At 68.4% G+C, this 26,469-nt stretch carries 26 protein-coding genes and 1 riboswitch; of the genes, 17 read left to right on the forward strand and 9 right to left on the reverse strand.

The genetic code is table 11. From position 1 onward, the window contains the following. Nucleotides 1-21 precede the first annotated feature (21 nt). Nucleotides 22-534, reverse strand: a complete 513-nt coding sequence (locus BJ970_RS16420; protein ID WP_184727068.1) for an Lrp/AsnC family transcriptional regulator — start codon at nucleotides 532-534, stop codon at nucleotides 22-24. Between the two features lie 89 nt (nucleotides 535-623). Here BJ970_RS16420 and BJ970_RS16425 point away from each other — a divergent pair, with 89 nt between their 5' ends. The 4 genes from BJ970_RS16425 to BJ970_RS16440 all read left to right on the forward strand — a co-directional run bounded on the left by BJ970_RS16425 (nucleotide 624) and on the right by BJ970_RS16440 (nucleotide 5,694). After that, nucleotides 624-1,232 carry a LysE family translocator gene (locus BJ970_RS16425; protein ID WP_184727069.1) on the forward strand — a complete coding sequence of 203 codons (609 nt, stop codon included), beginning with the start codon at nucleotides 624-626 and terminating at the stop codon, nucleotides 1,230-1,232. Nucleotides 1,233-1,306: 74 nt separating this feature from the next. Continuing rightward, nucleotides 1,307-2,887 carry a D-alanyl-D-alanine carboxypeptidase/D-alanyl-D-alanine endopeptidase gene (gene dacB, locus BJ970_RS16430; RefSeq protein ID WP_184727070.1) on the forward strand — a complete coding sequence of 527 codons (1,581 nt, stop codon included), beginning with the start codon at nucleotides 1,307-1,309 and terminating at the stop codon, nucleotides 2,885-2,887. A 122-nt stretch (nucleotides 2,888-3,009) separates the two neighbouring features. Beyond that, entirely contained in the window at nucleotides 3,010-3,681 is a 672-nt protein-coding gene (locus BJ970_RS16435; protein WP_184727071.1) for a DedA family protein, read from the forward strand. Between the two features lie 627 nt (nucleotides 3,682-4,308). Beyond that, nucleotides 4,309-5,694, forward strand: a complete 1,386-nt coding sequence (locus BJ970_RS16440; RefSeq protein ID WP_184727072.1) for an HNH endonuclease signature motif containing protein — start codon at nucleotides 4,309-4,311, stop codon at nucleotides 5,692-5,694. Here BJ970_RS16440 and BJ970_RS16445 read toward each other — a convergent pair. Both BJ970_RS16445 and BJ970_RS16450 read right to left on the reverse strand, forming a co-directional pair. After that, entirely contained in the window at nucleotides 5,687-6,853 is a 1,167-nt protein-coding gene (locus tag BJ970_RS16445; RefSeq protein WP_184727073.1) for an NAD(P)/FAD-dependent oxidoreductase, read from the reverse strand. The genes BJ970_RS16440 and BJ970_RS16445 overlap by 8 nt on opposite strands. Continuing rightward, on the reverse strand, nucleotides 6,850-7,164 hold the full coding sequence (locus tag BJ970_RS16450; RefSeq protein WP_184727074.1) for a bifunctional 3-phenylpropionate/cinnamic acid dioxygenase ferredoxin subunit: 315 nt from the start codon (nucleotides 7,162-7,164) through the stop codon (nucleotides 6,850-6,852). The genes BJ970_RS16445 and BJ970_RS16450 overlap by 4 nt, the downstream gene beginning before the upstream one ends. Nucleotides 7,165-7,500: 336 nt before the next feature. Here BJ970_RS16450 and BJ970_RS16455 point away from each other — a divergent pair, with 336 nt between their 5' ends. Together BJ970_RS16455 and BJ970_RS16460 are read left to right on the forward strand one after the other, a co-directional pair. Next, a complete protein-coding gene (locus BJ970_RS16455; RefSeq protein WP_184727075.1) occupies nucleotides 7,501-9,939 on the forward strand; it encodes a GcvT family protein in 2,439 nt (812 codons plus the stop codon). 10 nt (nucleotides 9,940-9,949) lie between these two features. Continuing rightward, complete coding sequence (locus BJ970_RS16460; RefSeq protein WP_184727076.1) at nucleotides 9,950-11,071, forward strand: aromatic ring-hydroxylating oxygenase subunit alpha; 1,122 nt, start codon at nucleotides 9,950-9,952, stop codon at nucleotides 11,069-11,071. A gap of 1 nt (nucleotide 11,072) precedes the next feature. Here the strand turns inward: BJ970_RS16460 and bioB are convergent, their stop codons facing one another. The 3 genes from bioB to gcvT form a co-directional block, all read right to left on the reverse strand. Further along, the gene (gene bioB / locus BJ970_RS16465; RefSeq protein ID WP_184727077.1) at nucleotides 11,073-12,134 is read right to left on the reverse strand and encodes a biotin synthase BioB; all 1,062 of its coding nucleotides are present in this window, start codon (nucleotides 12,132-12,134) and stop codon (nucleotides 11,073-11,075) included. An 88-nt stretch (nucleotides 12,135-12,222) separates the two neighbouring features. After that, entirely contained in the window at nucleotides 12,223-13,503 is a 1,281-nt protein-coding gene (gene glyA / locus BJ970_RS16470) for a serine hydroxymethyltransferase (protein WP_184727078.1), read from the reverse strand. A 25-nt stretch (nucleotides 13,504-13,528) separates the two neighbouring features. Then, the gene (gcvT, locus tag BJ970_RS16475; RefSeq protein ID WP_184727079.1) at nucleotides 13,529-14,632 is read right to left on the reverse strand and encodes a glycine cleavage system aminomethyltransferase GcvT; all 1,104 of its coding nucleotides are present in this window, start codon (nucleotides 14,630-14,632) and stop codon (nucleotides 13,529-13,531) included. Between the two features lie 216 nt (nucleotides 14,633-14,848). Continuing rightward, a riboswitch (glycine riboswitch) is annotated at nucleotides 14,849-14,947 on the reverse strand. 122 nt (nucleotides 14,948-15,069) lie between these two features. Between gcvT and BJ970_RS16480 the strand changes: the two genes are divergently transcribed. The 9 genes from BJ970_RS16480 (at nucleotide 15,070) to BJ970_RS16520 (ending at nucleotide 22,291) form a co-directional block, all read left to right on the forward strand. Further along, nucleotides 15,070-15,531: a hypothetical protein gene (locus BJ970_RS16480; protein ID WP_184727080.1), complete on the forward strand. Its 462-nt coding sequence runs from the start codon at nucleotides 15,070-15,072 to the stop codon at nucleotides 15,529-15,531. Between the two features lie 116 nt (nucleotides 15,532-15,647). Next, the gene (locus BJ970_RS16485) at nucleotides 15,648-15,803 is read left to right on the forward strand and encodes a hypothetical protein (RefSeq protein ID WP_184727081.1); all 156 of its coding nucleotides are present in this window, start codon (nucleotides 15,648-15,650) and stop codon (nucleotides 15,801-15,803) included. 99 nt (nucleotides 15,804-15,902) lie between these two features. Next, nucleotides 15,903-16,100 carry a ribbon-helix-helix domain-containing protein gene (locus tag BJ970_RS16490; protein WP_184727082.1) on the forward strand — a complete coding sequence of 66 codons (198 nt, stop codon included), beginning with the start codon at nucleotides 15,903-15,905 and terminating at the stop codon, nucleotides 16,098-16,100. Further along, entirely contained in the window at nucleotides 16,097-16,486 is a 390-nt protein-coding gene (locus BJ970_RS16495) for a type II toxin-antitoxin system death-on-curing family toxin (RefSeq protein WP_184727083.1), read from the forward strand. Before BJ970_RS16490 ends, BJ970_RS16495 begins: the two co-directional genes overlap by 4 nt. Nucleotides 16,487-16,523: 37 nt before the next feature. After that, complete coding sequence (locus BJ970_RS16500) at nucleotides 16,524-17,738, forward strand: Tm-1-like ATP-binding domain-containing protein (protein WP_184729151.1); 1,215 nt, start codon at nucleotides 16,524-16,526, stop codon at nucleotides 17,736-17,738. Beyond that, nucleotides 17,735-18,565 carry a phosphoenolpyruvate hydrolase family protein gene (locus BJ970_RS16505; RefSeq protein WP_184727084.1) on the forward strand — a complete coding sequence of 277 codons (831 nt, stop codon included), beginning with the start codon at nucleotides 17,735-17,737 and terminating at the stop codon, nucleotides 18,563-18,565. Before BJ970_RS16500 ends, BJ970_RS16505 begins: the two co-directional genes overlap by 4 nt. Before the next feature lie 11 nt (nucleotides 18,566-18,576). Then, entirely contained in the window at nucleotides 18,577-19,014 is a 438-nt protein-coding gene (locus BJ970_RS16510; RefSeq protein ID WP_184727085.1) for an SRPBCC family protein, read from the forward strand. Nucleotides 19,015-19,079: 65 nt separating this feature from the next. Beyond that, complete coding sequence (locus BJ970_RS16515; RefSeq protein ID WP_312864277.1) at nucleotides 19,080-20,006, forward strand: NAD-dependent epimerase/dehydratase family protein; 927 nt, start codon at nucleotides 19,080-19,082, stop codon at nucleotides 20,004-20,006. Further along, nucleotides 20,003-22,291 (forward strand): glycosyltransferase family 2 protein, encoded by a 2,289-nt coding sequence (locus BJ970_RS16520; protein ID WP_184727086.1) that lies wholly within the window; start codon nucleotides 20,003-20,005, stop codon nucleotides 22,289-22,291. Before BJ970_RS16515 ends, BJ970_RS16520 begins: the two co-directional genes overlap by 4 nt. On the opposite strand, the gene BJ970_RS16525 is transcribed toward BJ970_RS16520, so the two are convergent. Beyond that, nucleotides 22,260-22,736, reverse strand: a complete 477-nt coding sequence (locus BJ970_RS16525) for a GtrA family protein (RefSeq protein ID WP_184727087.1) — start codon at nucleotides 22,734-22,736, stop codon at nucleotides 22,260-22,262. The genes BJ970_RS16520 and BJ970_RS16525 overlap by 32 nt on opposite strands. A gap of 177 nt (nucleotides 22,737-22,913) precedes the next feature. Between BJ970_RS16525 and BJ970_RS16530 the strand changes: the two genes are divergently transcribed. Then, nucleotides 22,914-24,074 (forward strand): NAD-dependent epimerase/dehydratase family protein, encoded by a 1,161-nt coding sequence (locus tag BJ970_RS16530; RefSeq protein ID WP_184727088.1) that lies wholly within the window; start codon nucleotides 22,914-22,916, stop codon nucleotides 24,072-24,074. A 268-nt stretch (nucleotides 24,075-24,342) separates the two neighbouring features. Here BJ970_RS16530 and BJ970_RS16535 read toward each other — a convergent pair whose 3' ends face one another. Together BJ970_RS16535 and BJ970_RS39985 are read right to left on the reverse strand one after the other, a co-directional pair. Then, a complete protein-coding gene (locus BJ970_RS16535; RefSeq protein WP_184727089.1) occupies nucleotides 24,343-25,248 on the reverse strand; it encodes a sulfite exporter TauE/SafE family protein in 906 nt (301 codons plus the stop codon). Between the two features lie 55 nt (nucleotides 25,249-25,303). After that, the gene (locus BJ970_RS39985; RefSeq protein WP_376775049.1) at nucleotides 25,304-25,396 is read right to left on the reverse strand and encodes a putative leader peptide; all 93 of its coding nucleotides are present in this window, start codon (nucleotides 25,394-25,396) and stop codon (nucleotides 25,304-25,306) included. A gap of 278 nt (nucleotides 25,397-25,674) precedes the next feature. Between BJ970_RS39985 and BJ970_RS16540 the strand changes: the two genes are divergently transcribed. After that, nucleotides 25,675-26,448 (forward strand): M23 family metallopeptidase, encoded by a 774-nt coding sequence (locus BJ970_RS16540; RefSeq protein ID WP_184727090.1) that lies wholly within the window; start codon nucleotides 25,675-25,677, stop codon nucleotides 26,446-26,448. The last annotated feature ends 21 nt before the right edge of the window (nucleotides 26,449-26,469 follow it).

A 26,469-nucleotide genomic window follows, 5' to 3' on the forward strand; every position in this document is an offset into this window, starting at 1 on the left:
TTGCAATCGAAATCGCGGTCATCACGCCTCGCCCGATCGGCGGCGGCGCTTCGGGCGCAGGTGCCGCGGCGGGGTCAGGGCCCTGGTGTGCAGCTGTTCCAGCACGATCGAGCTGGTGAAGTGGCGGACCTCGGTGCGGGACGCGAGCTTGTCCACCAGGAATTCCTGCAGGTGTTTGGTGTCGGCGACCGCCACGTGCAACAGGAAATCGGCCTGACCGCTGACGTGTAGCAGCGAGCGGGTTTCCGGCTGCGCCATGACGAATTCCCGGAACCGGTCGACGACCTCGCGGGTGTGCGGGCGGACGTTGATCGCCACCACTGCTTCCAGCGCCAGCCCCATCGCCGCCGGGTTGACGTCGATGTGTGATCCGGTGATCACCCCTTGTTCCCGCAGCCGCCGAACCCGTTGCAGGCAGCTGGAGGCCGCCAGCCCCACTCGCTCGGCGAGCACCCGGTTCGGCAGGGTCGCGTCGTTCTGCAACTCCTCCAGAATCCGCCAGTCGACCGAATCAAGTTCTACAGATTCCTGCATAACCGAACATTCTATGGCGCTGGTGGCGTGATGGCGAACGAACATCGGAGAATCTGGGTATTCCACCGTTTCGATTCGAAGGAGCCGTCGTGCACATCGCCTGGGGGTCTTTCCTGCTGGCGCTGCTGGTGATCGTCCTGGTACCAGGACCGGATTTCGTGCTGGTGACCCGCAACGCCGCCAACGGCGCGCGCTGGGGCTGGCTCGCGGCAGCGGGCGTGACCTGCGGACTGCTGCTGCACGCGACGGCGGCCACCCTGGGGTTGTCCGCATTGGTGATGACGGTGCCCGCAGCCCTGTTGGTGGTCAAGGCGATCGGCGTCGCCTACCTGGCCTGGATGGGGTTGCAGATCCTGCGCAAATCCGGGTCGCCGTCGGAGGCACCCACCGTGGACGCGCCACGCTCCGGCGGCGCGATCTTCCTGCGCGGGCTGCTGACCGACGTGCTCAACCCCAAGGTGATGTTGACCTTCCTGACGCTGTTGCCGCAGGCCATGGACCCGGCGGCGGAGCCGATGACGCAGGCCGCGCTGCTCAGCGGCGTGGCTGTGGCCGCGTTCGCGATCTGGTGGCTGATCGTGGTGCCGTCGGTGCGGTGGCTGTCCGCGCTGCTGGCGGCCCCGCGTCGGCGCAAGGTCTTCGAACGGTGCTGCGGCGGCGCTTTGCTGGCGATGGCGACCTCGATCGCCGTTGGCTGAGCAGTACCGTTGACCGTCCGTGATGACGTGTTTACGCTGCACGGTCAGTCCGGGCGAGTCGAGGGAGCTGTGCCATGCACCGACGATGGGCATTGGCGTTCGGGTTGGTCGTGGCGCTGGGTGCGCCATTCGCCCTCGTCGCACCGTCCGGTGCCGCGCCCAGCGGGCCGGACGCCCTGCGCGTCGACCTCGACGACATCCTTGCCGACCAGCGGTTGAACGGTTCCCACGCCGGCGTCGTGGTGCGCGACCCGGCCACCGACCAGGTGCTCTACAGCAGGCAGGCCGCCGATCGTGCGATTCCGGCGTCGAACGCGAAACTGTTCACCTCCGCCGCGGCGCTGGAGGCGCTGGGGCCGGACTACCGGTTCCGCACCGACGTCGTGGCCGGTGCGCGGCAACAGGGTTCGGCGTTGCTCGGCGACCTCTACCTGCGTGGCACCGGCGACCCGACCATGCTCGCGGCCGACTACGACCGATTCGCGGAGCAGGTCGCGGCGTCCGGTATCCGGGAGGTGCGCGGCCGGTTGCTCGCCGACGCCACCTGGTTCGACGACGTGCCGCTGGGCACCGGTTGGGCGTGGGATGACGAGCCGTACTACTTCGCCGCCCCGGTGTCGGCGCTGACGGTCGCGCCGAACACCGATTTCGACGCCGGAACCGCGATCGTGCGGGTCACCCCGACCGCCGAAGGCCGACCGGCAGCGGCGCAGCTGGAACCCGCGACCGGCGTCGTGCAGATCGACAACCGGACGACCACCTCCGCGGCCGGCGGCCAGCCCGACGTGACCGTGCGGCGCGACCACGGCGGTTCGCGAGTGGTCGTGAGCGGGACCGTGCCGGTCGGCTCACAGCCGTTCGAGGACTTCGCCACGGTGCCGGACCCGGCCGAGTACGCCGCCGACGTCTTCGCCCGTGCGCTCGCCGCGCACGGCGTGACGATCCAGGGAACCGGGAAGGGCGCGGCCCCGGCAGGCGCGCGGGCGCTGGCCTCACGGCAGTCAATGCCGCTGCGGGAACTGCTCGTTCCGTTCCTGAAACTCAGCAACAACGGGCATGCCGAAGCCCTGGTCAAGGCGATGGGGCGGGAGGTCCGCGGCGACGGCAGCTGGCCGGCCGGGCTCGAAGTGCTGTCCGCGAAACTGAGCGGCCTGGGGGTGGACCCGAAGGTACTGCGCATGGTTGACGGCTCGGGAATGTCCACGATGGACAATGTGACGCCGGAACAACTCGCGGTGCTGCTCGACAACGCGCGCCAGCGGCCCTGGTTCCGCTCCTGGTACGACTCGCTGCCGGTGGCCGGGGCCGCGGACCGCATGGTCGGCGGCACGCTCCGCAACCGGATGGCCGGAACCCAAGCGGCGAACAACGTGCACGCCAAGACCGGGTCGATGACCGGTGTCGCGTCGTTGTCCGGTTACGTCACCGCGGCAGACGGCCGCCAACTGGTCTTCTCGGTGGTGTTCAACGATTTCCTCGCGAACTCGGCGGATGACCTGGAAGACGCGATCGCGATCCGGCTGGCCGAGTACAAGGGCGCCGAAGACCAGACGCGCGGCCGGGCGCAGACGCCGCAATCGCGCACGCCGGTCGACGACCCGGCCACGCGGGAAAACGAAAGCACGCTGGAGTGCTCGTGGGTGAAGGCATGCTGACCCCTACGGGTTCGTATTCTCCCGGTCTCTGGGAGGCATAGGGGGCCTTCCGGGGACCGGCGCGCGGTTACGCCGGTAGCGTGACGGTGTCCAGCCAGCATGAATGCCGAGGAGCCCGTCCCGTGACCTTCATCAGCGACATTCTGGCAGTCGTCGCAGGCTTGCCGAAGCCGCTCCTGGTACTGGTGACCGGCGCATTGGTGCTCGGTGAATGCACGATCGGCCTCGGCTTTCTGGTGCCCGGCGAAAGCGGACTGCTCGTCGCGTCGGCGGCGGTGACCGACGTCGGGTTTTTCTTCGTGCTGGCAAGCGTGGTCGCGTTGTGCGCGGCCATCGGCGACAACATCGGGTTCTGGTTGGGACGCCGGTACCGGCTGAAGATGCGCGAGACCAAGGTGGTGCGGAAACTCGGCCAGCAGCACTGGGATCGGGCGGGTCGGCTGCTGTGCCGGTGGGGCGTCGGAGCGGTGCTGGTGGCGCGGTTCCTGCCGGTGGTGCGGACGCTGATGCCCGCTGCGGCCGGAGCGAGCGGGATGTCGTACGTGCGGTTCTTCGTGTCGTCGCTGGCGGGGGCGGTCGGGTGGTCGGCGACGCACGTGAGCATCGGCTGGGCGGCCGGGGCGTCGGCGAAGTACATCGAGGAGACGTTGGGGCGGGCCAGTTGGATCCTGGCCGTGGTTTTGGTGGTTGCCGGGGTGGGGGTTTGGTTGCTGCGGCGGAGCCGTGGGCGGCAGGCGGTTGTTGGGGAGAGCGCAGGAGGCGCTGAGTCGGAGGATGTGGAGTCGGCGGCCTGAGGGGCTTTTCGCGCGCGTTTCGAGGGGGTTGGGGCTGTGGGAGGTTCCGTGTTGACTGGTTCGCGGGCGCGTTTTCGGGGAATGGGCGCTTTTCGAGGGGTTGGGGCCGTTGGAGGTTCGGTGTTGGCATGGTTTGGGGGGCGCGTTTTCGGGGGAATTGGCGCCTTTTCGAGGGGGTTGGGGCTGTGGGAGGTTCCGTGTTGGATGGGCCATCCCCGCGATCGGTGGAGTGTGGGGGCTGTGTTCCGGAGGTCAAGCCCGGCCTGGCGGCCGCCTCTTCGAGGTTTCAGGCTTGACATCCGGCCCACAGCCCCGGTTTGGCTTTGTATCGCGGGGATGGCCCCGGACTGGGCTGGCGCATCAGGCGGGTTGCGTCGCGGGGTGGGTTGCGTTGCGGGGCGGGTTGCGTTGCGGGGTGGCGGATTCGGTCGTGGCTGGGGCTGGTGCCGGTCGGCTTGGGGTTGTTTCGTAAGGGGTTTGATCGGTCGTGGTGAGGGGCGCCTTCGGCGTGTGGTGGAGGGTTTTTGTTGCTGGGTGGGGGTTTTCGTGGTTTTGGTGGGGTTTTCACCTGATCAAGCGATGCCGAAAAGCGTGCGAATGGGTGTTCGAATCTGGGAGAATGGAGGCATGGCACCGTTGACGGACACCCGGGACGCGAGCGTGGAGATGATGTCTTCACGGTCGTCTGTGGTGTCGTGCTCGGATGCCGAACTCATCGCCCGGATTCAGCGCTGTGAGCAGGCCATGCGGGTGGTGATGATGGAGCAGTTGCAGGTTATCGCCGAGGCCGACCGGCGGGGGCTGCATGCCGAGCGTGGCGCGAGGTCGATGCAGGTGTGGTTGCGGGAACTGCTCAACATCGACCAGAGAGACGCCAAGACTCGGGTGACGGTCGCCCGCAACGTCGAGGACCGGGCCTCGTTGTATGGCGAGACGATGCCCGCCGAGCTTCCCCAGACCGCTGCCGCCTTGTCGCAAGGCGCGATCAGTGTTGAGCATGCGCGGGTGATCGTGGCGGGCATTCGCCGGCTGCCGGAGTACGCCCGTTGTCACCGGGTGGGGGAGGTCGAGGCGACCCTGGTCGGCTACGCCCGCCAGGTGCCGCCGCGTGAGCTGGAGAAAATCGCCGAACGGATCAGGTATCTGCTGGATCAGGACGGGGCCTACCAGGACGAAGCCGACCAGCACGAGGCTCGGGAGCTGCATTACGGGACCGGCCGGGACGGGATGACGGTCATCAAGGCCCGGCTGGACCGCGAGACCGGAGCGAAATTCGTTGCCCTCATCGAGCCGCTGGCCGCGCCCTGCCCGCAAACCGCCGGCGGGGAGAAGGACCCTCGCAGTGCCGGGCAGCGCAATGCCGACGGCTTCGCCGCGCTGCTCGATCTGGCCACCGACTCCGACGGGATGCCGCGCGCCGGTGGGCAACGGCCGCACCTGACGATCACCATCGACTTCGAAGACCTCAAACGCGGGCTGGGTTTCCCCGATGAGCAGGGCATGCCCGGCACGCTGAACACCGGGCGTGCCATCACCGCCGAGAACGCGCGGCGCATCGCCTGCGACAGCGAAGTACTGCCCATGGTCCTCGACGGAGCTGGCCTGCCCCTGGACCTCGGCCGGGCCAGGCGAACCGCACCCGCACACCTGCGCGCCGCGCTACTCCAACGCGACGGCGTCTGTTCGTTTCCCGGCTGCGACCGGCCGCCGGGGACCCCCGACGCGCATCACGTCGTGAGCTGGATCGATGGTGGCCCCACCGAACTGGCCAACATGACAATGCTGTGCGGCTCCCATCACCGGACCGTGCACAGTCAGCGGTGGGAGATCCAGATGCGCGAGGGCAGACCCGTCTTCATCCCACCGTCCACCGTGGACATCGACCGAAGACCGCGACCAGGTGGCAAGGCGCTGCCCGCCCAGCATCGCGAACACCTCCGGGACCTTATCCCCTCCCAGCGGGACCCGGCGGGCGAAACGCGCCGCTCGCGTCCCGAGGCGGCGGTCAGCTGACCGGTGCCGTGGGCTTTGCGATCAGTTGTCTGCGATGCTTGGTGAACAGCTTGGGGTTGTTCATCGCCAGGACACCGGTGGTCTCGTCCTCGCGGTGGAACGTCGCTACGAAGCGGCGATCGTCCGGGGCTCCGTCGACGATCGCGATCCGGTCGGTCGGGCGCGCGTGTCCGGCGAACTGAATTCGGACTCCGTACTGCTCCGACCAGAAGTACGGCACCGACGTGAAGTTCGCCGTTGTGCGTCCGGCGAGGAGGTTGCGGACCGCCGTCGCCGGTTGTTCCATCGCCGTCGTCCAGTGCTCGAACCGCTGAGCTCCGTTAGGGGTGCGGTAGCTGGCCACGTCCCCCACGGCTACCACGTTCGGCAGGTCGGTGACGCCCCCGGCGTCGCACTGCACGCCGTTCGACACCGTCAGGCCCGAGCCGTGCAGCCAGTCGGTGTTCGGGCGCGCGCCGATGCCGACCACCACCACGTCGGCCGGCAGGACGGTGCCGTCGGTCAGCTCCACCGCCGTGACCCGCTGTTCTCCGTGCAGTCGCTCAACCCCCGTTCCGCAGAGCAGCCGCACGCCGTGGTCCGCGTGCAGGGCCGCGCACACCGCGCCGAGCTTGGGGCCGACGACGGGCGCGAGCGGCACTTCCAGCGCCTCCACCACGGTGACGTCGAGGCCGAGGTTCCGGCACGTCGATGCGACCTCGGCGCCGACGAAACCGGCGCCGACGATCACCGCCTTCGCTCCCGGGCGCAGATCGTCGCGCAACGCCAGCGCGTCGTCGAGCGTGCGCAGGGTGTGTACCCCCGGCGGGATGGCTGGCAGCGTCTTCGGGGTCGCGCCGGTCGCGATCACCACGCCGTCGGCCTGGCAACGCGTGCTGTCGTCAAGTTCGATCACACCGTCGCTTGGCGCCAGTGCGACCGCTCGTCGGCCCAGGCGCCAAGTCGCGGCTACCTCCGCGAGATCGGTTTCCTCAGCCAGTGCAAGGTCTTTCGCGCCGAGGCCGCCGGACAAGAAATCCTTCGACAGCGGCGGTCGGTCGTAAGGGCGGTGGGTTTCTTCGCCGATCAGCTCGATCCGGCCTTCGAAACCCTGCGCGCGCAGCTCTTGCGCCGCTCGCCAGCCGGCCAGCGACGCGCCGACGATCGCGACCGCCCTCATGCGACTTCCTGCGCTTCGGTCTCGACGTAGATCATCCCGTCCGCGACCGCGACCGGGTAGGTCTGCACCGGACGCTTCGCCGGCAGCCCGCACGGTAGGCCCGTGCGCAGGTCGAATGCCGCCGCGTGCAGCGGGCACTCCACCCGGCAGTCCTCCACCCAGCCCTCGGACAGCGAAGCGTCCTGATGGCTGCAGGTGTCGTCGATGGCGTAGAGATCGCCATCCACGTTGAACACCGCTATGGGGACATGCGCCTCGATGCGAACGGACTCGCCGGGCGGCAATTCGGACAGGGGGCAGGCTTGAAACATCAAGGACCTCCGTTGCGCTATCCAGAACACGGAGTGCAATGCGCAACAATGTGCGGCTCGGGTCCCGGGCGCGTCAAGAGGATCGCGGTACTTTTTTGATGTTTCGCGCGACACACCCTTCAGCGTTAGCCGCGTGTTGGCACGGACACGCCGCCGAGGCGTCCATCCGTGTTACACGGCCAAAAATCCGGCCGCGCGCTCTTGACGGGCCCGGGGGCTTCCGGCGACCGTGTTGCTCGTAACGAAACTTGGCGCGCATCGCGCAACATCCCCCTGCTGCTTCTGGAGCCGGTGTCCTCGTGCTGCCGGCGTCGACGCACCCACCCAGGAGGCCTCATGGGCAACCAACCCCGCGTGGTCGTCATCGGAGCCGGAATCGTCGGCTGTGCTCTCGCCGACGAGCTCACCGAACGCGGCTGGACCGACGTCACCGTCCTCGAACAGGGGCCGCTGTTCGCCACCGGCGGCTCCACCTCCCACGCGCCGGGCCTGGTTTTCCAGGCCAACCCGTGCAAGACCATGACCCGGTTCGCGGCTTACACCGCGGCCAAGTACCGCAACCTCGACCTCGACGGCGAGTGGTGTTTCCGCCAGCTTGGCGGGCTTGAGGTGGCCGGTTCGGCGGCGCGGTGGGACGAGGTCAAGCGGCGGCACGGTTGGCTCACCTCGTGGGGCGTCGAAAGCCACCTGCTCGGCCCCGCCGAGTGCGTCGAAATGCACCCGCTGGTGGATGTCGCGCGAATCCACGGGGGGCTGCACATTCCTACCGATGGGCTGGCCAAGCCGGTGCGCGCCGCCGAGGCGCAGGCGCGGCGCGCGATGGCGCGGGGCGCGCGGTTCCTGCCCGGGCAGCGCGTTGTCTCCATCGCGCGCGGCGACGGGCGAGTGTCCGCGGTCGTGACCGAGCAGGACCGGTTCCCCGCCGACATCGTCATCTCCTGCGTCGGCATGTGGGGGCCGCGCATCGGTGCGCTGGTGGACCTGGACATACCGCTGGTGCCGATGGCGCACCAGTACGCCAAGACCGGGACGCTGGCCGACATCGCCGGGCGCAACGATGAGCGCGCCGAGGCCGGACTGCCGATCCTGCGACACCAGGACGGCGACCTGTACTTCCGGGAACACGTCGACCGCATCGGCATCGGTTACTACGGGCACCGACCAATGACGGTGGACCCCGCCGAGATCCGCGCCCCGGGACAGACCTCGGTGATGCCGTCGATCGAGCCGTTCACCGCCGAAGACTTCCGGCCGGGGTGGGAGGAAGCCGTTTCGCTGCTGCCGGCACTCGCCCAAACCGAGGTCGTCGAAGGAATCAACGGGCTGTTCTCCTTCACCTCGGACGGGATGCCGCTGCTCGGCGAACATCCCGACCTGCGCGGATTCTGGGTTGCCGAGGCCGTGTGGATCACGCACTCGGCCGGGGTGGCTCGGGCGATGGCGCAGTGGCTCGTCGACGGGCAGCCGGAAGAGTCCCTGCATTCGTGCGATCTCAACCGGTTCGAGTCCGCCCAGCGCAGCCCCGAGTACGTGCATGCGCGCAGCAGCCGAAGCTTCATCGAGGTCTACGACATCCTGCACCCGCTCGAACCCGGGCAGGAGCCGCGGCCGATGCGGACGAGCCCGTTCTACGAGCAGCAGCAAGAACTCGGCGCGGAATTCCTCGAAGCCGCGGGTTGGGAGCGCCCGCACTGGTACGCGGCCAACGCCGGGCTGCCGGAGGTCGAGGAAGTGCCCGCCCGCGGTGCCTGGGCCTCGCGGTTCTGGTCGCCGATCGCCGGGGCCGAAGCGCTGGTCACCCGCAAGCGGGTCGCGCTGTTCGACATGACCCCGCTCAAACGGCTGGAAGTCACCGGGCCCGGCGCGCTGGAATTCCTGCAGTGGCTGACCACCAACCAGCTCGCGAAGAAACCCGGTTCGGTCACCTACACGCTGTCGCTGAACGCCGCCGGTGGCGTGCGCAGCGATCTGACCGTGGCGCGATTGTCCGAGCAGCGCTTCCAGGTCGGCGCCAACGGGAACCTCGACCTGGACTGGATGCGGCGGCAGCTGCCCGAAGACGGCCGCGTCCAGGTCCGGGACATCACCGGCGCAACCTGCTGCGTCGGTGTCTGGGGCCCGCTGGCGCGTGCGCTCGTGCAGTCCCTGACCAGCACCGACTTCTCCCACGAAGGCTTCCGCTTCTTCCGGAACAAGGCCGCGTTCATCGGCGGCGTCCCGGTGACCGCGATGCGACTGTCCTATGTGGGCGAACTTGGCTGGGAGCTCTACGCCGAGGCAGACCAGGGGCGCAAGCTGTGGGACGTGCTGTGGGACGCCGGGCAGGAGCACGGCGTCATCGCCGCCGGTCGGAGCGCCTTCAACAGCCTGCGGCTGGAGAAAGGCTATCGGTCGTGGGGCGCGGACATGACCACCGAGCACGATCCGTTCGAGGCCGGTGTCGGCTTCGCGGTCCGGATGGACAAGGACTTCCTGGGCCGGGCGGCGCTGGAGGGGCGGGAGGCCCGGCGCAAGCTGAGCCCACTGTTGATCAAGGACCGGACGTCCGTGGTCATGGGATCCGAACCCGTGCACGCGGGCGGGGCACCGGTCGGTTACGTCACCAGCGCGGCATACGGCTACAGCATCGGCGAAAGCATCGCGTACGCCTGGTTGCCCTCTTCGCACGCAGTGCCCGGCACCCCCGTGGAGATCGAGTACTTCGGCGAGAAGGTGCCCGCGGTGGTCGCCGAGGAGCCGCTGTTCGACCCCGAGATGAAGCGTTTGCGCAGTTGAAAGGGACACCATGACGACCACGGACCAGGCGTCCAGCCTGATCTCGACGTTGCCCGGTCATTACTACACCGATCCCGAGCTGTTCTCCCTGGAACAGGACCGGATCTTCGGCGCGATGTGGTTCTGCGCCGTGCGCACCGCCGACCTGGCCGAGGCCGGGCAGTTCCGGACCGTCCAGGTGGGGCGGGAGAGCGTGCTGATCGCCAGGGGACGCGACGGCGGCCTGCGAGCGTTCCTGAACATCTGCCGGCACCGCGGCGCGCGGCTGTGCGTAGCGGACACCGGGCAGGTCAAGCGCGCGTTCCAATGCCCTTACCACGCCTGGACTTACGGTACCGACGGCAAGCTGATCGCGGCACCGAACCTCACTTCGATGCCGGACGTCGACCGGACGAAATACGGGCTGATCCCCGTCGCCCTACGGGAATGGCTCGGCTACGCGTGGGTGTGCCTGGCCGACGAGCCGCCGTCCTTCGACGACACCGTGATCGCGGCCGTCTCCGGACGGCTCGGCGGCGACGACGTGATCGGCGGCTACGGCGTGGACGGGCTCGCCCTGGGCCGCCGGATCAGCTATGACGTGCGGGCCAACTGGAAGCTGATCATCGAGAACTTCATGGAGTGCTACCACTGCGCCACGATCCATCCGGAACTCACCGAGGTCCTGCCGGAATTCGCCGACGGCTACGCCGCCCAGTACTACGTCGGCCACGGCGCCGAGTTCGGCGAGGACGTCGACGGGTTCACGGTGGACGGCAGCGGCGGGTTCGGGCGGCTGGAAGGCGTTGGCGACGAGCACGACCGCCGGTACTACGCGATCACTGTCCGGCCCCAGGTGTTCCTGAACCTGGTGCCGGACCACGTGATCGTGCACCGGATGTTCCCGCTGGCCGCCGACCGCACGATCGTCGAGTGCGACTGGCTCTACGCGCCAGAGGTCGTGGAAGCGGGGCACGACGTGTCGCATTCGGTCGAGCTGTTCCACCGGGTCAACCAGCAGGACTTCGACGCCTGCGAACGCTGTCAACCGGCGATGAGTTCCCGCGCCTACGCCGACGGCGGCGTGCTGGTGCCCTCCGAACACCACATCGGCGAGTTCCACGACTGGCTGCGTGCCCAGTTGGAGCCCTGAGTCAAGCGTTGGCCGGTTGGTCGGTGCCGACGCCGCGGCGGCGGATCGCGACTAGGTCGTGGCGGGCCGCCGGAAGGGTCTGCTCGTCGGTGCCTTCGACGATGAACCCCGCGTCGGCGATCATGTCCCGATCGTCCACACCGGACTGTCCCTCGCTGGTCAGGTAGTCGCCCAGGAAGATCGAGTTCGCGACTTGCAGCGCCAGGGGTTGCATGCCGCGCAGGTGGATCTCGCGGCCACCGGCCAGGCGGACCTCGACGTCCGGGAAGAAGAACCGGAACAGCGCCAGGATCCGCAGGCAGCGGATCGGGGTGAGGTGCCAGTCGGTGCCCAACGGGGTGCCCTCCATCGGGATGAGGAAGTTGATCGGCACCGAGTCCGGGTCTAGTTGGCGCAGCTCGAAGGCCATGTCCACGATGTCCGCATCGGACTCGCCCATGCCGAAGATCGCCCCGGAGCAGGGGGAGAGGCCCGCGCCGGTCGCCTGCCGCACGGTGTCGACCCGGTCGGCGAAGGTGTGCGTCGAGCAGATGTCGGCGTAGCGGGCCTCATTGGTGTTGAGGTTGTGGCTGTAGGCGTGCACCCCGGCCTGGCGCAGCCGGTCGGCCTGGCCTTCCCCGAGCAGACCCAGGCAGGCGCAGATCTCCACGTCCGGTTGCCGAGTCTTGATCGCCTCGATCATCTCGGCGACCCGGCCGATGTCGCGCTGCCCGGGTCCGCGACCGCTGGCCACCAGGCAGATCCGCTTCGCACCGGCCTGCGCCGCCCGGTCGGCGGCCTCGGCGGCCTCATCGGGCTTGATCCACGAATATTTCAAGATGTCCGAGGAAGACCCCAGCCGCTGCGAGCAGTAGTTGCAGTCCTCGGGGCACAGCCCGCTTTTCAGGTTGATGATCGTGTTGAGCTTCACGCGACGGCCGAAGAAGTGCCGACGCACTCGCCCGGCGGCGGCCACCACGTCCAGCACGTCGAGGTCTTCGGTGAGCAGGGCGAGTGCCTCATCGCGGGTCGGCGCACTCCGGTCGAGTGCCTTCGCGACCAGCTCGTCCAGCGAGATCGTCATGCCAAGAGCCTCGCCGACCCGCGATGGGGCGACAACGCCCCCGCCCTACAAGATCCACATCCGTGCTTTGTCGGGACAAGTCCTCACTTCAGAGGTTGGGGTACAGCGGGTGTTTCGCGGCGAGTGCTTCGACGCGGGCACGCAGCTTGGCGCTGGTGGTCTCGTCGAAGCCGGGCTTGAGCGCCTCGGCGATGATGTCGGCGACGTCGGTGAAGTCCTCCTTGCCGAAGCCGCGGGTGGCCAGCGCCGGGGTGCCGATCCGCAGCCCGGAGGTCACCATCGGCGGCCTGGGGTCGTTGGGCACCGCGTTGCGGTTGACCGTGATGCCGATCTCGTGCAACCGGTCCTCGGCCTGCTTGCCGTCCAGTTCGGAGTCGCGCAGGTCCACCAGCACCAGGTGCACATCGGTGCCGCCGGAGACCAGCTGCACCCCGGCCTTGCTGGCGTCGGCGGCCAGCAGCCGTTCGGCCAGGATCTGAGCGCCCTCCACGGTGCGGCGCTGCCGGTCGGCGAACTCCGGCGAGGCGGCGACCTTGAACGACACCGCCTTGCCGGCGATCACGTGCTCCAGCGGCCCGCCCTGCTGCCCCGGGAACACCGCGGAATTGAACTTCTTGGCGAACTCCTTGTCCGAGGACAGGATCACGCCACCGCGCGGGCCGCCGAGGGTCTTGTGGGTGGTGGTGGTGACGACGTGGGCGTGCGGCACCGGGTTGGGGTGCAGCCCGGCGGCGACCAGCCCGGCGAAGTGCGCCATGTCGACCATCAGGTAGGCGCCCACCTCGTCGGCGATCTCCCGGAACCGCTTGAAGTCCAGTTGCCGCGGGTACGCCGACCACCCCGCGATGATCAGCTGCGGCTTGGTCTCCCGCGCCAGCCGGGCGACCTCCTCCATGTCGACGCGGTGGTCGTCCGCCCGCACGTGGTAGGGCACCACGTTGTAGAGCTTGCCGGAGAAGTTGATCCGCATGCCGTGGGTGAGGTGGCCGCCGTGCGCCAGGTCCAGGCCCATGATGGTGTCGCCGGGCTTGAGCAGCGCGAACATCGCCGCCGCGTTGGCCTGTGCGCCGGAGTGCGGCTGGACGTTGGCGAAGGAGGCGCCGAAGAGCTCCTTGACCCGGTCGATGGCCAGCTGCTCGACGACATCGACGTGCTCGCAGCCGCCGTAGTAGCGGCGGCCCGGGTAGCCCTCGGCGTACTTGTTGGTCAGCACCGAGCCCTGCGCCTCCAGGACGGCCTGCGGTGCGAAGTTCTCCGACGCGATCATCTCCAGCGTGGTCTGCTGGCGGTTGAGTTCGGCGCCGACCGCCGCCGCCACCTCGGGATCCACCGCGGCCAGCTGGTCGTTGAACAGGTCCGGTGTCGACATGGTGTTGCCTCCTGGTTCGATCTCGTCAGGCATTGCGGCGGTAGAACGGCAGCTCGACGACCCGCACCGCGACGTTCGTGCCGCGGATGTCGACCTGCAATTGGGTGCCGGGTTCGCTGTGGTCTCGGTCGACGTAGGCCATCCCGATCGGATGGCCGAGGGTCGGGGACGGGGCGCCGCTGGTCACGACGCCGATCTCGGCGCCCTCGGCGTCCAGCACGCGGTAACCGTGCCGGGGCGCTCGGCGCTGCTGAGTGCTCAGCCCGACCAGCGTGCGTTCGGTGGGCTTCTCGGCGGCGCCGGCCAGCGCGGCCTTGCCGACGAAGTCGCCGGGCTTGTCGAGTTTGACTACCCGGCCGAGGTTGGCGTGGAACGGCGTCAGGTCGGCGGAGAGCTCGTTGCCGTACAGCGGCATGCCCGCCTCCAGCCGCAGCGTGTCGCGGCAGGACAACCCGGCGGGCCGCAGGCCGTGCGGCGCGCCGGACTCGGTCAGGGCCTGCCAGACCGCCTCGGCGTCGCCGGGCGCGGTGAACAGCTCGAAGCCGTCCTCGCCGGTGTAACCGGTGCGCGCCAGCAGCACGTCCTTGCCCGCGACCTGGCTGCGGTAGCCCGCGTAGTACTTGACCTCGGCGAGGTCGGTGTCAGTCAGCGGCGCGAGGATGGCGACCGCGTTGGGGCCCTGCACCGCGATCAGCGCGTAGTCGGCGGAGACGTCGTGGTGCTCGGCGTCGAAGCCGCTGACCCGCTCGGCCAGTTCGGCGGAGACCACGGCGGCGTTCGCCGCGTTGGCCACCACCAGGAACTCCTGCTCGCCGAGCCGGTAGACGATCAGGTCGTCGAGCACGCCCCCGGCGGCGTTGCACATCATCGTGTAGCGGGCGCGGCCGGGCTTGATCGCGGACGCGTTCGCGACCAGTGCGTAATCCATCGCCTCGGCGGCCTGCGGCCCGCTGATCCGGATCTCACCCATGTGGGTCAGGTCGAACAGGCCGGCGCCGTTGCGCACCGCGTTGTGCTCGGCGGTGTCACCGGAGTAGCGCAAGGGCATCCGCCAGCCGGCGAATTCGGTGAACGTCGCCCCGAGGGCTTCGTGCACGTGGTGCAAGGGCGTCTGTCGTGGCGACGACATGGGTGAGACTCCTCCTGGTGGGCGCCGGTCGGCAGTCGAGGGCCGGTCAGCTCACTGCGCCCAACCTTATCGGGGGCGCCTCGACCCCGGCCTGCGCGGGCTTGCGCTGGTCGGGCGGTCTCCCCGGAGTCATTGGCCTGAGAGTTTCACCACCCTCCAGGGGGTGGTTTGCACCGTGGGCGAGAAGCGTGCGCTTCTGCTTTTCTCCGTGTCGCCTGGTGCCGTGCGGTGCCGGTGCCTGAGAGTTTGCTGGGGAGTATTGCTCCTTCGGCGCTCCGCCCCCGGAGGAGTCGGAGTCTCTCCCGCACGACGTCATCGGCGCGGTATTCGATTGTGCGAACAGGACGCTACGAACCGAACGTGACCCAGTCAACCGGACGGGCGAGTGATCTCGAACCGACTTGCGGCGAAGTTCTGAAAAAGTTCAGAATGGGGTCATGCGTGAGGTGCAGTGGAGCGAAGTGCAGCGCGACCCTAAGGGAGTCGCCGAATTAGTCGATCAAGGCGATGTGCGGATCCGCCGTCGGGACGGTGCGCCGCTCATCCTCACCCGCGAGGACCGGACCGTCGGCGCTTCGGAAGGTGCCGCGACGGCGGCGCGCGCGGTTCGCGCCGCGTTCAAACACTTGTCGCCGGACGAGCTGATCGACATGCTCTCCGAGGAGTTCCCCTGGGTGGCCCTGCTGCCATCCGGTGAACGCTCCGAATTCGCCCTGGATTTCGCGCAAACCTTCCGCGCGTCCGCGGAACTCGGAAGCTGGGCTCCGCTCAGCCAGACCGTGCATGAATGGAAGGCGACAGCACTCGTCTACACCGATCCCGAACTGGTCAAGCGCCTAAGTGGGCCGATAGAGGGTGACTATGGCCCGGTGCCTCCGCCGGAAGGGGTCGACGAGTGACGCCGAAGCGCGGAGACCGAAGCGGACGGAGTGAGCTTGCGGAGTGCTCGGCTGATTCGTGCCCGTTTTGTCGGTAGCCTGGTGACAGCCGTGACTCCGATCCGCCGGGAGCGACGATGTCTCTGTTCAAGAAGGTCGCCGACTTCGCCAACAGCCCGCAGGGCCGCAAGGTGATCGACCAGGCCAAGAAGTACGCCTCCGGCCCGAAGAACAAGGAGAAGATCGACCAGGTCAAGAACAAGTTCTTCGGCAAGGGCGGCAAGAGCCACTGATCGACCCCCAGCAACGGCCCCCGGCGAAAGAAGTTGGGGGCCGTTGTCGACACCTCGGGGGCGGTGGTATCGCTTGCTACCAAGCGATACCATCGTCGCATGGCTATGACTCTGCGGCTCAATGACGACGACAACGCGAAGCTCCGCGAAGTGGCCCAACGCGAAGGTCGTTCGATGCATGAGATCGCTGTGGCGGCGCTGCGCCAGTACTTCGCACGGCAGGAAGAGTTCCGGGCCGACCAGGTGCGCCGGTTCCTCGCGGAAGATGCCGAGTTGCTGGAGCTACTGTCCCGGTGACCCAGTACCTGGAACTGGACGATCTCCTCTACCTGATCTCGGCAGCCTTGCGGCAGGAACCCAAGTCGATCGTGCGCGACTGGGGCGCGTTGGAATCGGCGCTTCATCGACCGCGCTCCACGGTATTCGGCGTGGATGCATATGTGACGCTGGATGAGAAGGCCGCGTCGTTGCTGCACGCTCTAGCGCGCAACCATCCGCTGCTCGACGGAAACAAACGGCTTGCGTGGCTGGCGGCGAGGATGTTCTACGTCTACAACGATCATGACCTCCGTGCCTCGGATGCGCGAACCGCCGACACGCTGGTTCGTGAAGTCGCGGAGGGAAAGCACGATGCGGATCGCCTCGCGGAGGTTCTCCGGTTCTGGGTCGTCGAGCTTCAATAGCGCAGGGCCGAAATACGGGGAGGGCGGCATGGCGGCGATGGGCAGTGCGTACGTCGTCGGAACGTTCGACACCAAGGGTGCGGAACTGCGTTACGTCGCCGGGCTGATCGCCCGCGGGCACTCCGTTGTCACCGTGGATCTGTCCACCACGGGCGAGGTTTCCGACGCCGACGTGTCGGCCGCCGCCGTTGCCGCGCATCATCCGGACGGGCCCGATGCGGTGTTCACCGGCGACCGGGGCTCGGCCGTCACTGCGATGGCCCTGGCGTTCGAGCGTTTCCTGACCGCGCGGGACGTCGACGGGATCATCGGGCTCGGCGGTTCGGGTGGCACCGCGCTGATCACGCCCGGGATGCGCGTGCTGCCGGTCGGCGTGCCGAAGGTGATGGTGTCGACGGTGGCCTCCGGCGACGTTTCGTCCTATGTGGATGCCACGGACATCGCCATGTTCCCGTCGGTGACCGATGTCGCCGGGCTGAACCGGATTTCCCGGCGGGTGCTCGCCAATGCCGCGCACGCGCTGCTCGGTGCCGTGACCTGCCCGGTGCCGGCGACCGAGGACAAGCCCGCGGTCGCGCTGTCCATGTTCGGCGTCACCACGCCGTGCGTGACGGAGGTCGCCCGGCAGCTGTCCGCCGGCTACGACCCGCTGGTGTTCCACGCGACCGGAACCGGCGGCCGTGCCATGGAAAAACTCGTCGACGACGGCCTGGTCCGCGCCGTCCTGGACATCACCACCACCGAGGTCTGCGACCTGATCGCCGGTGGTGTGATGAGCGCGGGGGAGCAGCGGCTGGACGCCATCGCCCGGACCGGGGTGCCATACGTCGGCTCGTGCGGTGCCCTGGACATGGTGAACTTTGGCGCGCTCGACACGGTTCCGCCGCAGTACCGGGACCGAAACTTGTATGTGCACAACCCACAGGTCACGCTGATGCGCACGTCCGTTGGAGAGTGCCGGCGGATCGCCGAGTTCATCGCCGCCAAGCTCAATGCCTGCTCCGGTCCGGTGCGGTTTCTGCTCCCGATCGGTGGAGTGTCCATGCTGGACGCACCGGGGCAGCCCTTCTACGATCCCGAGGCGGACGCGGTGCTCTTCGACGTGGTGGAAAGCCGGGTACGGCAGACCGCGGACCGACGGGTCGAACGGGTGCCGCACAACGTCAACGATCCGGAGTTCGCCGCCGCGCTGGTCGCGGCGTTCCGGGAAGTCGCCGGATCTGGGGAGAAAACCGGGCAGGAGGCACGATGAGCCGATTCGACCGCGCGGAACTGATGGCGCGGTTGCGCGCCAAGGCCGAGCGGGGCGAACCGATCGTCGGCGGCGGCGCGGGCACCGGGCTTTCCGCCAAGTGCGAGGAGGCCGGTGGGATCGACCTGATCGTCATCTACAACTCGGGCCGCTACCGGATGGCCGGGCGCGGTTCGCTGGCCGGGCTGCTGGCCTACGGCAACGCCAACGACATCGTGGTGGAAATGGCCCGCGAGGTGCTGCCGGTGGTGCGCCACACCCCGGTGCTGGCGGGCGTCAACGGCACCGACCCGTTCCTGCTGCGCGACCGGTTCCTCGGCGAACTGCGCGACCTCGGGTTCGCCGGGATCCAGAACTTCCCGACAGTCGGGCTCATCGACGGCACCTTCCGGGCAAACCTGGAGGAGACCGGCATGGGCTACGGCCTGGAGGTCGAACTCGTCGCCGCCGCGCGCGAAGCCGACCTGCTGACCACGCCGTACGTGTTCTCCAGCGCCGATGCGCGGGCGATGACCGAGGCGGGTGCGGACATCATCGTGTGCCACCTGGGCCTTACCGCCGGTGGCGCCATCGGTGCCGAGACCGCGAAGTCGCTGGACGACTGCGTGGCGCTGATCGACGAGTGGGCGCAGGCCGCGACCGAGGTGCGCGATGATGTCCTGGTGCTCTGCCACGGCGGGCCGATCTCGATGCCCGAAGACGCCGCGTACGTGCTTTCCCGGACCAAGCGCTGCCACGGTTTCTACGGCGCGAGCAGCATGGAGCGGTTGCCGACCGAGCGGGCACTGACCGAACAGACCAGAGCGTTCACGAGACTGAAGTTCTGAGGAGGCCGACCTTGGCGAAGTCCTATCTGAGTGCGGTGATCGAAGCGCCGGCCGAGCAGGTGTGGCGGGTGGTGCGCGACTTCAACGGATTGCCGACGTGGCATCCGGCGATCGAGACCAGCGAGATCGAGGGCGGCGGGGTCGCCGACGCGGTGGGCTGCGTCCGGCGCCTGACCCTGGCCGACGGTGGCGTGGTCCGGGAACGGCTGATGGTGCTGGACGACATCGAGCGCAGCTATACCTACGACTTCCTGGAAAGCCCGTTCCCGGTCCGCAGCTACCGCTCCACAATCAGGATCGCGTCGATCACCGGCACCGAGCACAGCTTCGTCGAGTGGTACTCGCACTACGACGCCGAAGCGGCCGACGAGGAAAGCCTGGACGAGACCTTCGCCCACGGGGTCTATCGAACTGGGCTGAACGGACTTAGCGAATATCTCGGCAGGTAATGCCCGTCGGCAATTCGGGATAGGCGTGAACCGGAGCGAATTCGGCGGCGGTTAGAGTCTGGCGCGTGCCAAGCAGCGTTAATCGTGTCATCGTCACCGGCGGCTCCGGTTTCGTCGGTAGCGCCGTGGTGCGTGCCTTCGTGGCACGCGGCACCCCGGTCACCATCGTCGACTTGCAGGCCCCACCCGCCGAGTTGCGCAACGACCTGGTGACCTACCTGGCAGGCGACCTGCGGGACGCCGCGGTGCGGGAGGCCGCCGTCTCGTCGGGCGCGGCCGGGATCATTCACTTGGCCGCGATCACCTCGGTGCTGCGCTCGGTGGGCCAGCCCGCCGAGACCTACGCCAACAACGTGGCGGTCACCCAGGAACTCCTGGAGCTGGCCCGCACCCGCGAGATCGACCGATTCCTGCTGGCCTCCACCAACGCGGTGGTCGGTGACATCGGCCACGGCACGATCTCCGAGTCGTTATCCCTGCGCCCGCTCACCCCGTACGGGGCCACCAAGGCGGCGTGCGAGATGCTGCTCTCCGGCTACGCCGGGGCGTACGGCTTGACCACCTGCGCGTTGCGCTTCACCAACATTTACGGGCCCGGCATGGGCCACAAGGACAGCTTCATCCCCCGGCTGATGCGCGCGGCGCTGGCCGGCAGCGGTGTCGAGGTTTACGGCGACGGCGCGCAGTGCCGCGACTTCGTGCACGTCGACGACGTCGTGCAGGGTGTGCTCGCCGCGTGGGACAAGCAATACACCGGCACCGCGGTGATCGGCTCCGGTCGCTCGATCTCGGTTCTGGAGCTCATCGACGCCGTCCGCGCGGCCACCGGCGAAGAGGTGCCCGTCACCCACGTGCCGGCCAAGAACGGCGAGATGCCCGCCGTGATCGTGGACGTGGCCAAGGCCCAGCAGGAACTCGGCTACACCCCGAACGTCGAGCTCACCGAGGGACTTCGGACCGTTTGGGCGGACTTCCGCCACGGCGTGCGATGATCGCCGCGCTCGGGCGCGTCCTCCGCCGGCACTGGTTGCTGGCGCTGTTTCTGCTCGTCGGACTGGCACTGCGGATCGTCGTGCAGCTGGCCTACCGGCCCGCGCTGCTCTACATCGACTCCTTCCGCTACCTCGACGACGTCGGTGCGTTCTTCCCCGGCGGCATCAACCCGATCGGCTACGAGCTGTTCCTGTGGCCGCTGCTCGCGGTCGGCAGCCTGACCTTCGTGGCGGCGGTGCAGCACCTGCTCGGCCTCGCCCTCGGCCTCGGGATCTACGCATTGCTGCGGCGTTTCGGCGTCCGGACCTGGATCGCGGCGCTGGCCAGCGCACCGGTTATGCTGGACGCCTATCAAGTGCAGATCGAGCACCACATCATGTCCGATCTGCTGTTCCAGGTGCTGCTGCTGGCCGCGATCTACGTGCTGACCTGGCGGGGCGCGCCGGGCCCGAAGCTCGCCGCGCTGGCCGGGATCGTGCTGGCCGCGGCGGTAATGGTGCGCATCGTCGGCGTGACGCTGGTCATTCCGGCTGCGGCGTTCGTGCTGCTGGCAACGGGTTGGCGGCCGCGCGCCGGCTGGCGGCGCCGGCTGATCGCCACCGGCGCGCTGGTCGGCGGGTTCGCCTTCGGCCTGTTCGGCTACTCGCTGTACCACCTGCACTGGACCGGCTCGCTGGGCATCGGCGGTTCCAACGGCGGTGCCCTCTACGGGCGCGCGGCCGTCGTCGCCGACTGTGCGCAGCTGGACCTGACGCCGCAGGAGAAGCTGGTCTGCCCGGCGGAACCACGCGAGCGCCGCGCCGCCAACGGCATCGACTTCTACATCCACTTCTGGCATGTCCAGGACAACGTCGAGAAGTTCCTGCCGAAGGGCATGGACGTCGACGCCGCGCAGGGCTCCTTCACCCGCAAGGTGCTGTTGCACCAGCCGCTGGACGTGGTCGGGGGGATGGTCGAGGACTTCCTCAAGGGCTTCGCCCCGACGCGCACCCAAACCCCCGGTGACGTGCCGTTGGACCGCTGGCAGTTCCAGACGACCTACCCGATGTACGCGGTCGATTGGTACGTCGCGGAGTGGACCGAGGTATACGACGACGGCACGTTCTCCGTCGATCCGGCGCTCGCCGGGTTCCTGCGCGCCTACCAACTCGGCGGCGGCTACACACCGGGCATCGCTCTCGGCGGCGCGCTGGTGGTCGCCGCGCTGGCGGTGTTCGGCGTCGGCCGGGCCCGCGGCTCCGGGCTGCGCGCGGTGTGCCTGCTGCCGACCGGGCTGGCGACCACCGTCCTGGGCACCGCCGCGGCGATGGAGTTCTCGTGGCGCTACCAGTTGCCCGGCCTGGTCCTGATCCCGATCGCGGGCGCCCTCGGCGTGACCGCGTTGATTGATCGCCGCACCCCCGTGAGCGGCGTTCGCCCGAACCGCCCCCGACCAACACCCCCGAAGGAGAGCGACATGCCCACGACCTTCCCGAACGAGGTGGACCGGGCCGCGTTACAGGACTACAGCGCCCGCTACGGCGATCAGCGGTTCGCCCCGGTGGTCGTCCTGATCGCCGCCTACAACGAGGAAGAGTCGCTCGGCAACGTGCTCGATGCGATCCCGGCCCGCAGCTGCGACCTGGAAGTCGACAAGCTGGTGGTGGTCGACGGCGCGACCGACGACACCGCCGAGGTCGCGTTAAAGCACGGCGCGCAGACCTGCATCGTCCCCACCAACCGGGGCCAAGGCGCTGCGCTGCGGCTCGGTTACCGGCTGGCGGCCGAGCGCGGGGCGCGCTACATCGTCACCACCGACGCCGACGGCCAGTACGACATCGACGAGCTGCCCAAACTGCTCACCCCGCTGGTCGATGGCCGCGCCGACTTCGTCACCGGGTCTCGCCGCCTCGGCAGCAGCGAGCGCCCGGCGCTGATTCGCCGCGCCGGCACCTACGTGTTCGCCTGGCTGGTCAGCGCGTTGACCGGGCAGCGCATCACGGACACTTCGTTCGGATTCCGCGGCATGCGAGCCGAGGTGCCGAACTCGGTGACCCTGGAGCAACCGCAGTACCAGTCCTCGGAGCTGCTGGTCGGCGTGCTCAGCCACGGCTACCGGGTGTGCGAGCAGCCGATGCGGATGCTGGCGCGAACCGCCGGGGTCAGCAAGAAGGGCAACAACTTCGCCTACGGCTACCGGTATGCCCGGGTCGTGCTGGGCACCTGGTGGCGGGAGCGCCGGGCGAGCCCGCCGCACTGGGCGCAGGAGCCGATCAACGAGCCTGTTGCCGTGGGCGAGCGGTGAACACCAGCCGGTCGATCAGGAAGAACTTGACCACGAACATCACCGCGTAGGTGCCGACGAAAGCGCCCCAGACCACAGCGACCTGCGCCGTCCGGGTGCCCGGGAACAGTGCCTGCGCCAGGGTTTCGGCGTTGTGCGTGGCCAGTGCGGCCAGCAGCGCGGTGCCGACCGAGATCGCGCCGTAGCGCAGGATCTCGCCGCGCAGCGCGGTCCGGCCGCCACCGCCCCAGCTGCGCCGGTTGAGCACGAAGTTCGGAATCGCGCCGGCCAGCCATGCCGACACGGTGGCCACCACGGGAGTCGCGCCGAGTGAGTAAGACAACAGAAAAACCACTTGGCTGATTCCGGTCGCCACCACCGAAGCGGCGGCAAAACGGCCGAGCAACAGCCAATACCGGCCCCGCCGGGTGCTCGCGCGCCGGGCCTCGGTGGCTTGCTGCGTCATGTCGCCTCCGTGGAAAATCCGCCACTGCTCGTCCGGCGACCATACCCAGGCGTCCGGACCCGTGTATTCAGTGGGAAAGGAGCACTTCGCCGGTCGGTGGCGAGTAATGAGAGCATGCCTCATGTTGCATGCGCACGGTTAAGGGCCGTTATCAGCTGAAAAAGAGGAGATTTAGGCGTGCGAATCCTCGTCCTCGGAGGGGACGGCTACCTCGGTTGGCCGACCGCCCTGCACCTGTCCGACTGTGGCCACGAGGTCGCGGTCGCCGACAACTACGCCCGCCGGGGCTACGACCACGAGATGGGGGTGGAGAGCCTGGTGCCGATCGAGCCCATGCAGGTCCGCCTCGACGCCTGGCGAGAGGTTTCGGGCAAATCGATCAAGTCGTACTACGGCGACCTAGTCGACGGCGAGTTCACCATGGCGATGGTGGCCGACTACCGCCCGGACGCGATCGTCCACTTCGCCGAGCAGCGCGCCGCACCGTACTCGATGATCGACCGCCAGCATGCGGTGTACACCCAGCAGAACAACGTGATCGGCAACCTCAACGTGCTGTTCGCGATCCAGCAGGTGGACCCGGAGATCCACCTGGTCAAGCTCGGCACGATGGGCGAGTACGGCACGCCTAACATCGACATCGAGGAAGGCTGGCTGGAGGTCACCCACAACGGGCGGACCGACCGGATGCTGTACCCGAAGAAGCCCGGCTCCTTCTACCACCTGAGCAAGGTGCACGACAGCCACAACATCGAGTTCGCCTGCCGGATCTGGGGACTGCGGGCCACCGACCTCAACCAGGGCGTCGTCTACGGCCAGGAAACCCCGCAGACCTCGCTCGACACCCGGTTAGCGACCCGGTTCGACTACGACGCGATCTTCGGCACCGTGCTCAACCGGTTCGTCATCCAGGCCGTGCTCGGTCACCCGCTGACGGTCTACGGCACCGGCGGGCAGACCCGCGGCGTGATCGACATCCGGGACACCGTGGAGTGCATCAGGCTGGCCGCGGAGAACCCGGCCGACCGCGGCGAGTTCCGGGTGTTCAACCAGATGACCGAGCGATACTCGGTGGGCGAGATCGCCAAGATCGTGGCCAACAACTACGAGGGCCCGGTCGAGATCGAGTACCTGGACAACCCGCGGGTCGAGCAGGGCGAGCACTACTACAACGTCAAGCACACGGGGCTGCTCGAACTCGGGCTGCAGCCGCACCTGCTGTCGAACACGCTCATCGAGTCGCTGTTCCGGGTGGCGGACAAGCACAAGGACCGGGTCGACGTCGCCGCGATGCGGCCCACCGTCAACTGGCGTGAAGCAGCCAGCCCGCTGCGCTGAACCGACGGTCGAATGTGCTGCAACTGTGCCCATGGCTTCAGCCGCGTGGCGGCTGGAATATTCCAACGAGGCGGGGCACACTTGGTCACGAACGGCGCGGTCGGTCCGATCAGCCGTGGTACGGGGAGCGGTGCCCCGGGCGCGGAGTTCGCACTCCGCTCCCGGGGCGCCTACGCCGTGTGTCGGGGGGCTTCCACACGGTATACCGAACAGTAACTCCTTCGGTTGATCTCGGCGATACGGCACGTGGGTAAATCTTTCCGATGCCTCAGTGCCGGACCGGCTCGGTGGCGTTTTGGTCCACCTCGTCCAGTTCCCGGCGTTCCGCCAAGATCACTCGGATCGTGTAGGCGAGCGCGACCGCCCAGGCCACGACGATCGCCGCGTAGATGATGGCCGGCGACGGGCCGGGCACGTCGAAGTTCTTGATCAGCGTCCGGGCGTTGGTCAGCACGATCAACCCGCCGGCGCCGACCCCGATCAGCCGCATCGGCACGACGCGCACCAGGTAGGCCGCCAGCGGCGCGGCGACCACGCCGCCCAGCAGCAACGCGCCGACGGTGGCCCAGGACAGTTGCTGGTGCGACAGCGAGGCCAGGAAACCCAGGCTCGCCGCGGCGGCGATCAGGAACTCGCTGGTGTCCACCGAGCCGATCACCTTGCGCGGCTCTACCTTGCCGGTGCTCAGCAGCGTCGGCGTCGCCACCGGACCCCAGCCGCCGCCTCCGGTGGCGTCCACGAACCCGGCCACCAGGCCGAGAGGCGCGAGCAGCTTCGGGCTGACGCCACTGAGCTGGCGGCGGCGCAGCGGGCGGATGGCGAACCGCAGCAGCACGTAGCCGCCGAGGGCGAGCAGGACCGCGGACATCCACGGCTCGGCGGCCTCGGTGGAGATGTTGCTCAGCGCGGTGGCGCCCAGGAACGCGCCGGTGGCGCCCGGTACGCCCAGGGTGAGCACCATCTTCCAGTCCACGTTGCCGAACTTCCAGTGCGACAGCCCGGAAGCCAGCGACGTGCCGAGCTCGGCGAGGTGCACCGAGGCCGAGGCCAGGGCCGGGGTCAGTCCCGCGGTGAGCAGGATCGTCGTCGAGGTCACCCCGTAAGCCATGCCCAATGAGCCGTCGACCAACTGCGCGACGAAACCACCGATCGCGAAGATCAGGAAAGCTTGCACGATGTCTCCGGAGGTGTGCGGAGGCAGAAGAGGTCAGGCAGCGGTAAAAGCGGGCCTACCGCGTGAGCCGACACCCTGCGGAGGTGACGCGGCGCAAGTCGACGTGGAGGCGCTGCACCAGCAGCCGCCACTGATCACCAGGCGTCATACGGAATAGTCAAACAGATCACCCGAATGAGCGGCACGTGTTCTCATAGAGCGGGACGGCTCAGCGCGGACGCGAACACCTAGAGTGATCAATAGGGTGTGAACTGTGCCCTTTTTACCAGTCAATCGGGTTAACCCTTGCAGGTGCCGATAACCCTCAGCTACCTTCGCTCCTCGTACGTCACGGTTCGGTCTCGGTAATGCCTCGCTCCCCCGAGAGGTGTTCCCCGCGCTCCCCCGGCGGGCGACGACCGGATCTCCCCGAGACGGAAGGTGGAGATGGGCAAGCACCGCAAGGAGGGCGGCCATACCCCGAAGGCCGCCCTCCCGCTCCGGAACAAGGTCGTCGCGGCGGTCGTCGCCGGTGGTGCCTTCGCCGCAGTCGGACAGCCGCTGGCCGCCAACGCCGAACCCCAGTCCGGGCGCGCCGTGCAGCCGGTGGCCGGAAACGAGGACCTGAGCCTGGCCGTGACCGGCACGGCCAAGAGCCCGGCGGCGGTTCGGCTGCTCGCGGCCGAGGTCGAGACCAACTCGCTGGCCGAGTCGCAGAAGCTTGACAAGAGCAAGGCGATCGAGCAGGCCCGCGAAGCGGCCGAGGCCCAGGCTCGCGCGGAGGCCGAGCGGGCCGCCGAGGCCAAGCGCGCGGCGGAGGAGCAGGAGAAGCGGGCGAACGGCTTCGTCAAGCCCGCCGAGGGCACCTTCACCTCGGGCTTCGGTGCCCGCTGGGGCACCAGCCACCTCGGCATCGACATCGCCAACAACATCGGTACCCCGATCCGCGCCGTGGCCGCAGGCACGATCATCGACGCCGGACCGGCCAGCGGCTTCGGCCTGTGGATCCGGGTACAGCACAACGACGGCACGATCACCGTCTACGGCCACATCAACACGATCGACGTCAGCGTCGGCGAGCAGGTCGGGGCTGGCGACAAGATCGCGACGATGGGCAACCGCGGCCAGTCCACCGGACCGCACCTGCACTTCGAGGTGATCCAGGACGGCGTCAAGATCAACCCGTTGCCGTGGCTACAGGCGCGCGGCATCTCGGTGTAGTAAGCGCGCCAACCCCCGAAG

Source organism: Saccharopolyspora phatthalungensis, from assembly GCF_014203395.1.
In the GTDB taxonomy this organism is placed as follows: Bacteria; Actinomycetota; Actinomycetes; order Mycobacteriales; family Pseudonocardiaceae; genus Saccharopolyspora; species Saccharopolyspora phatthalungensis.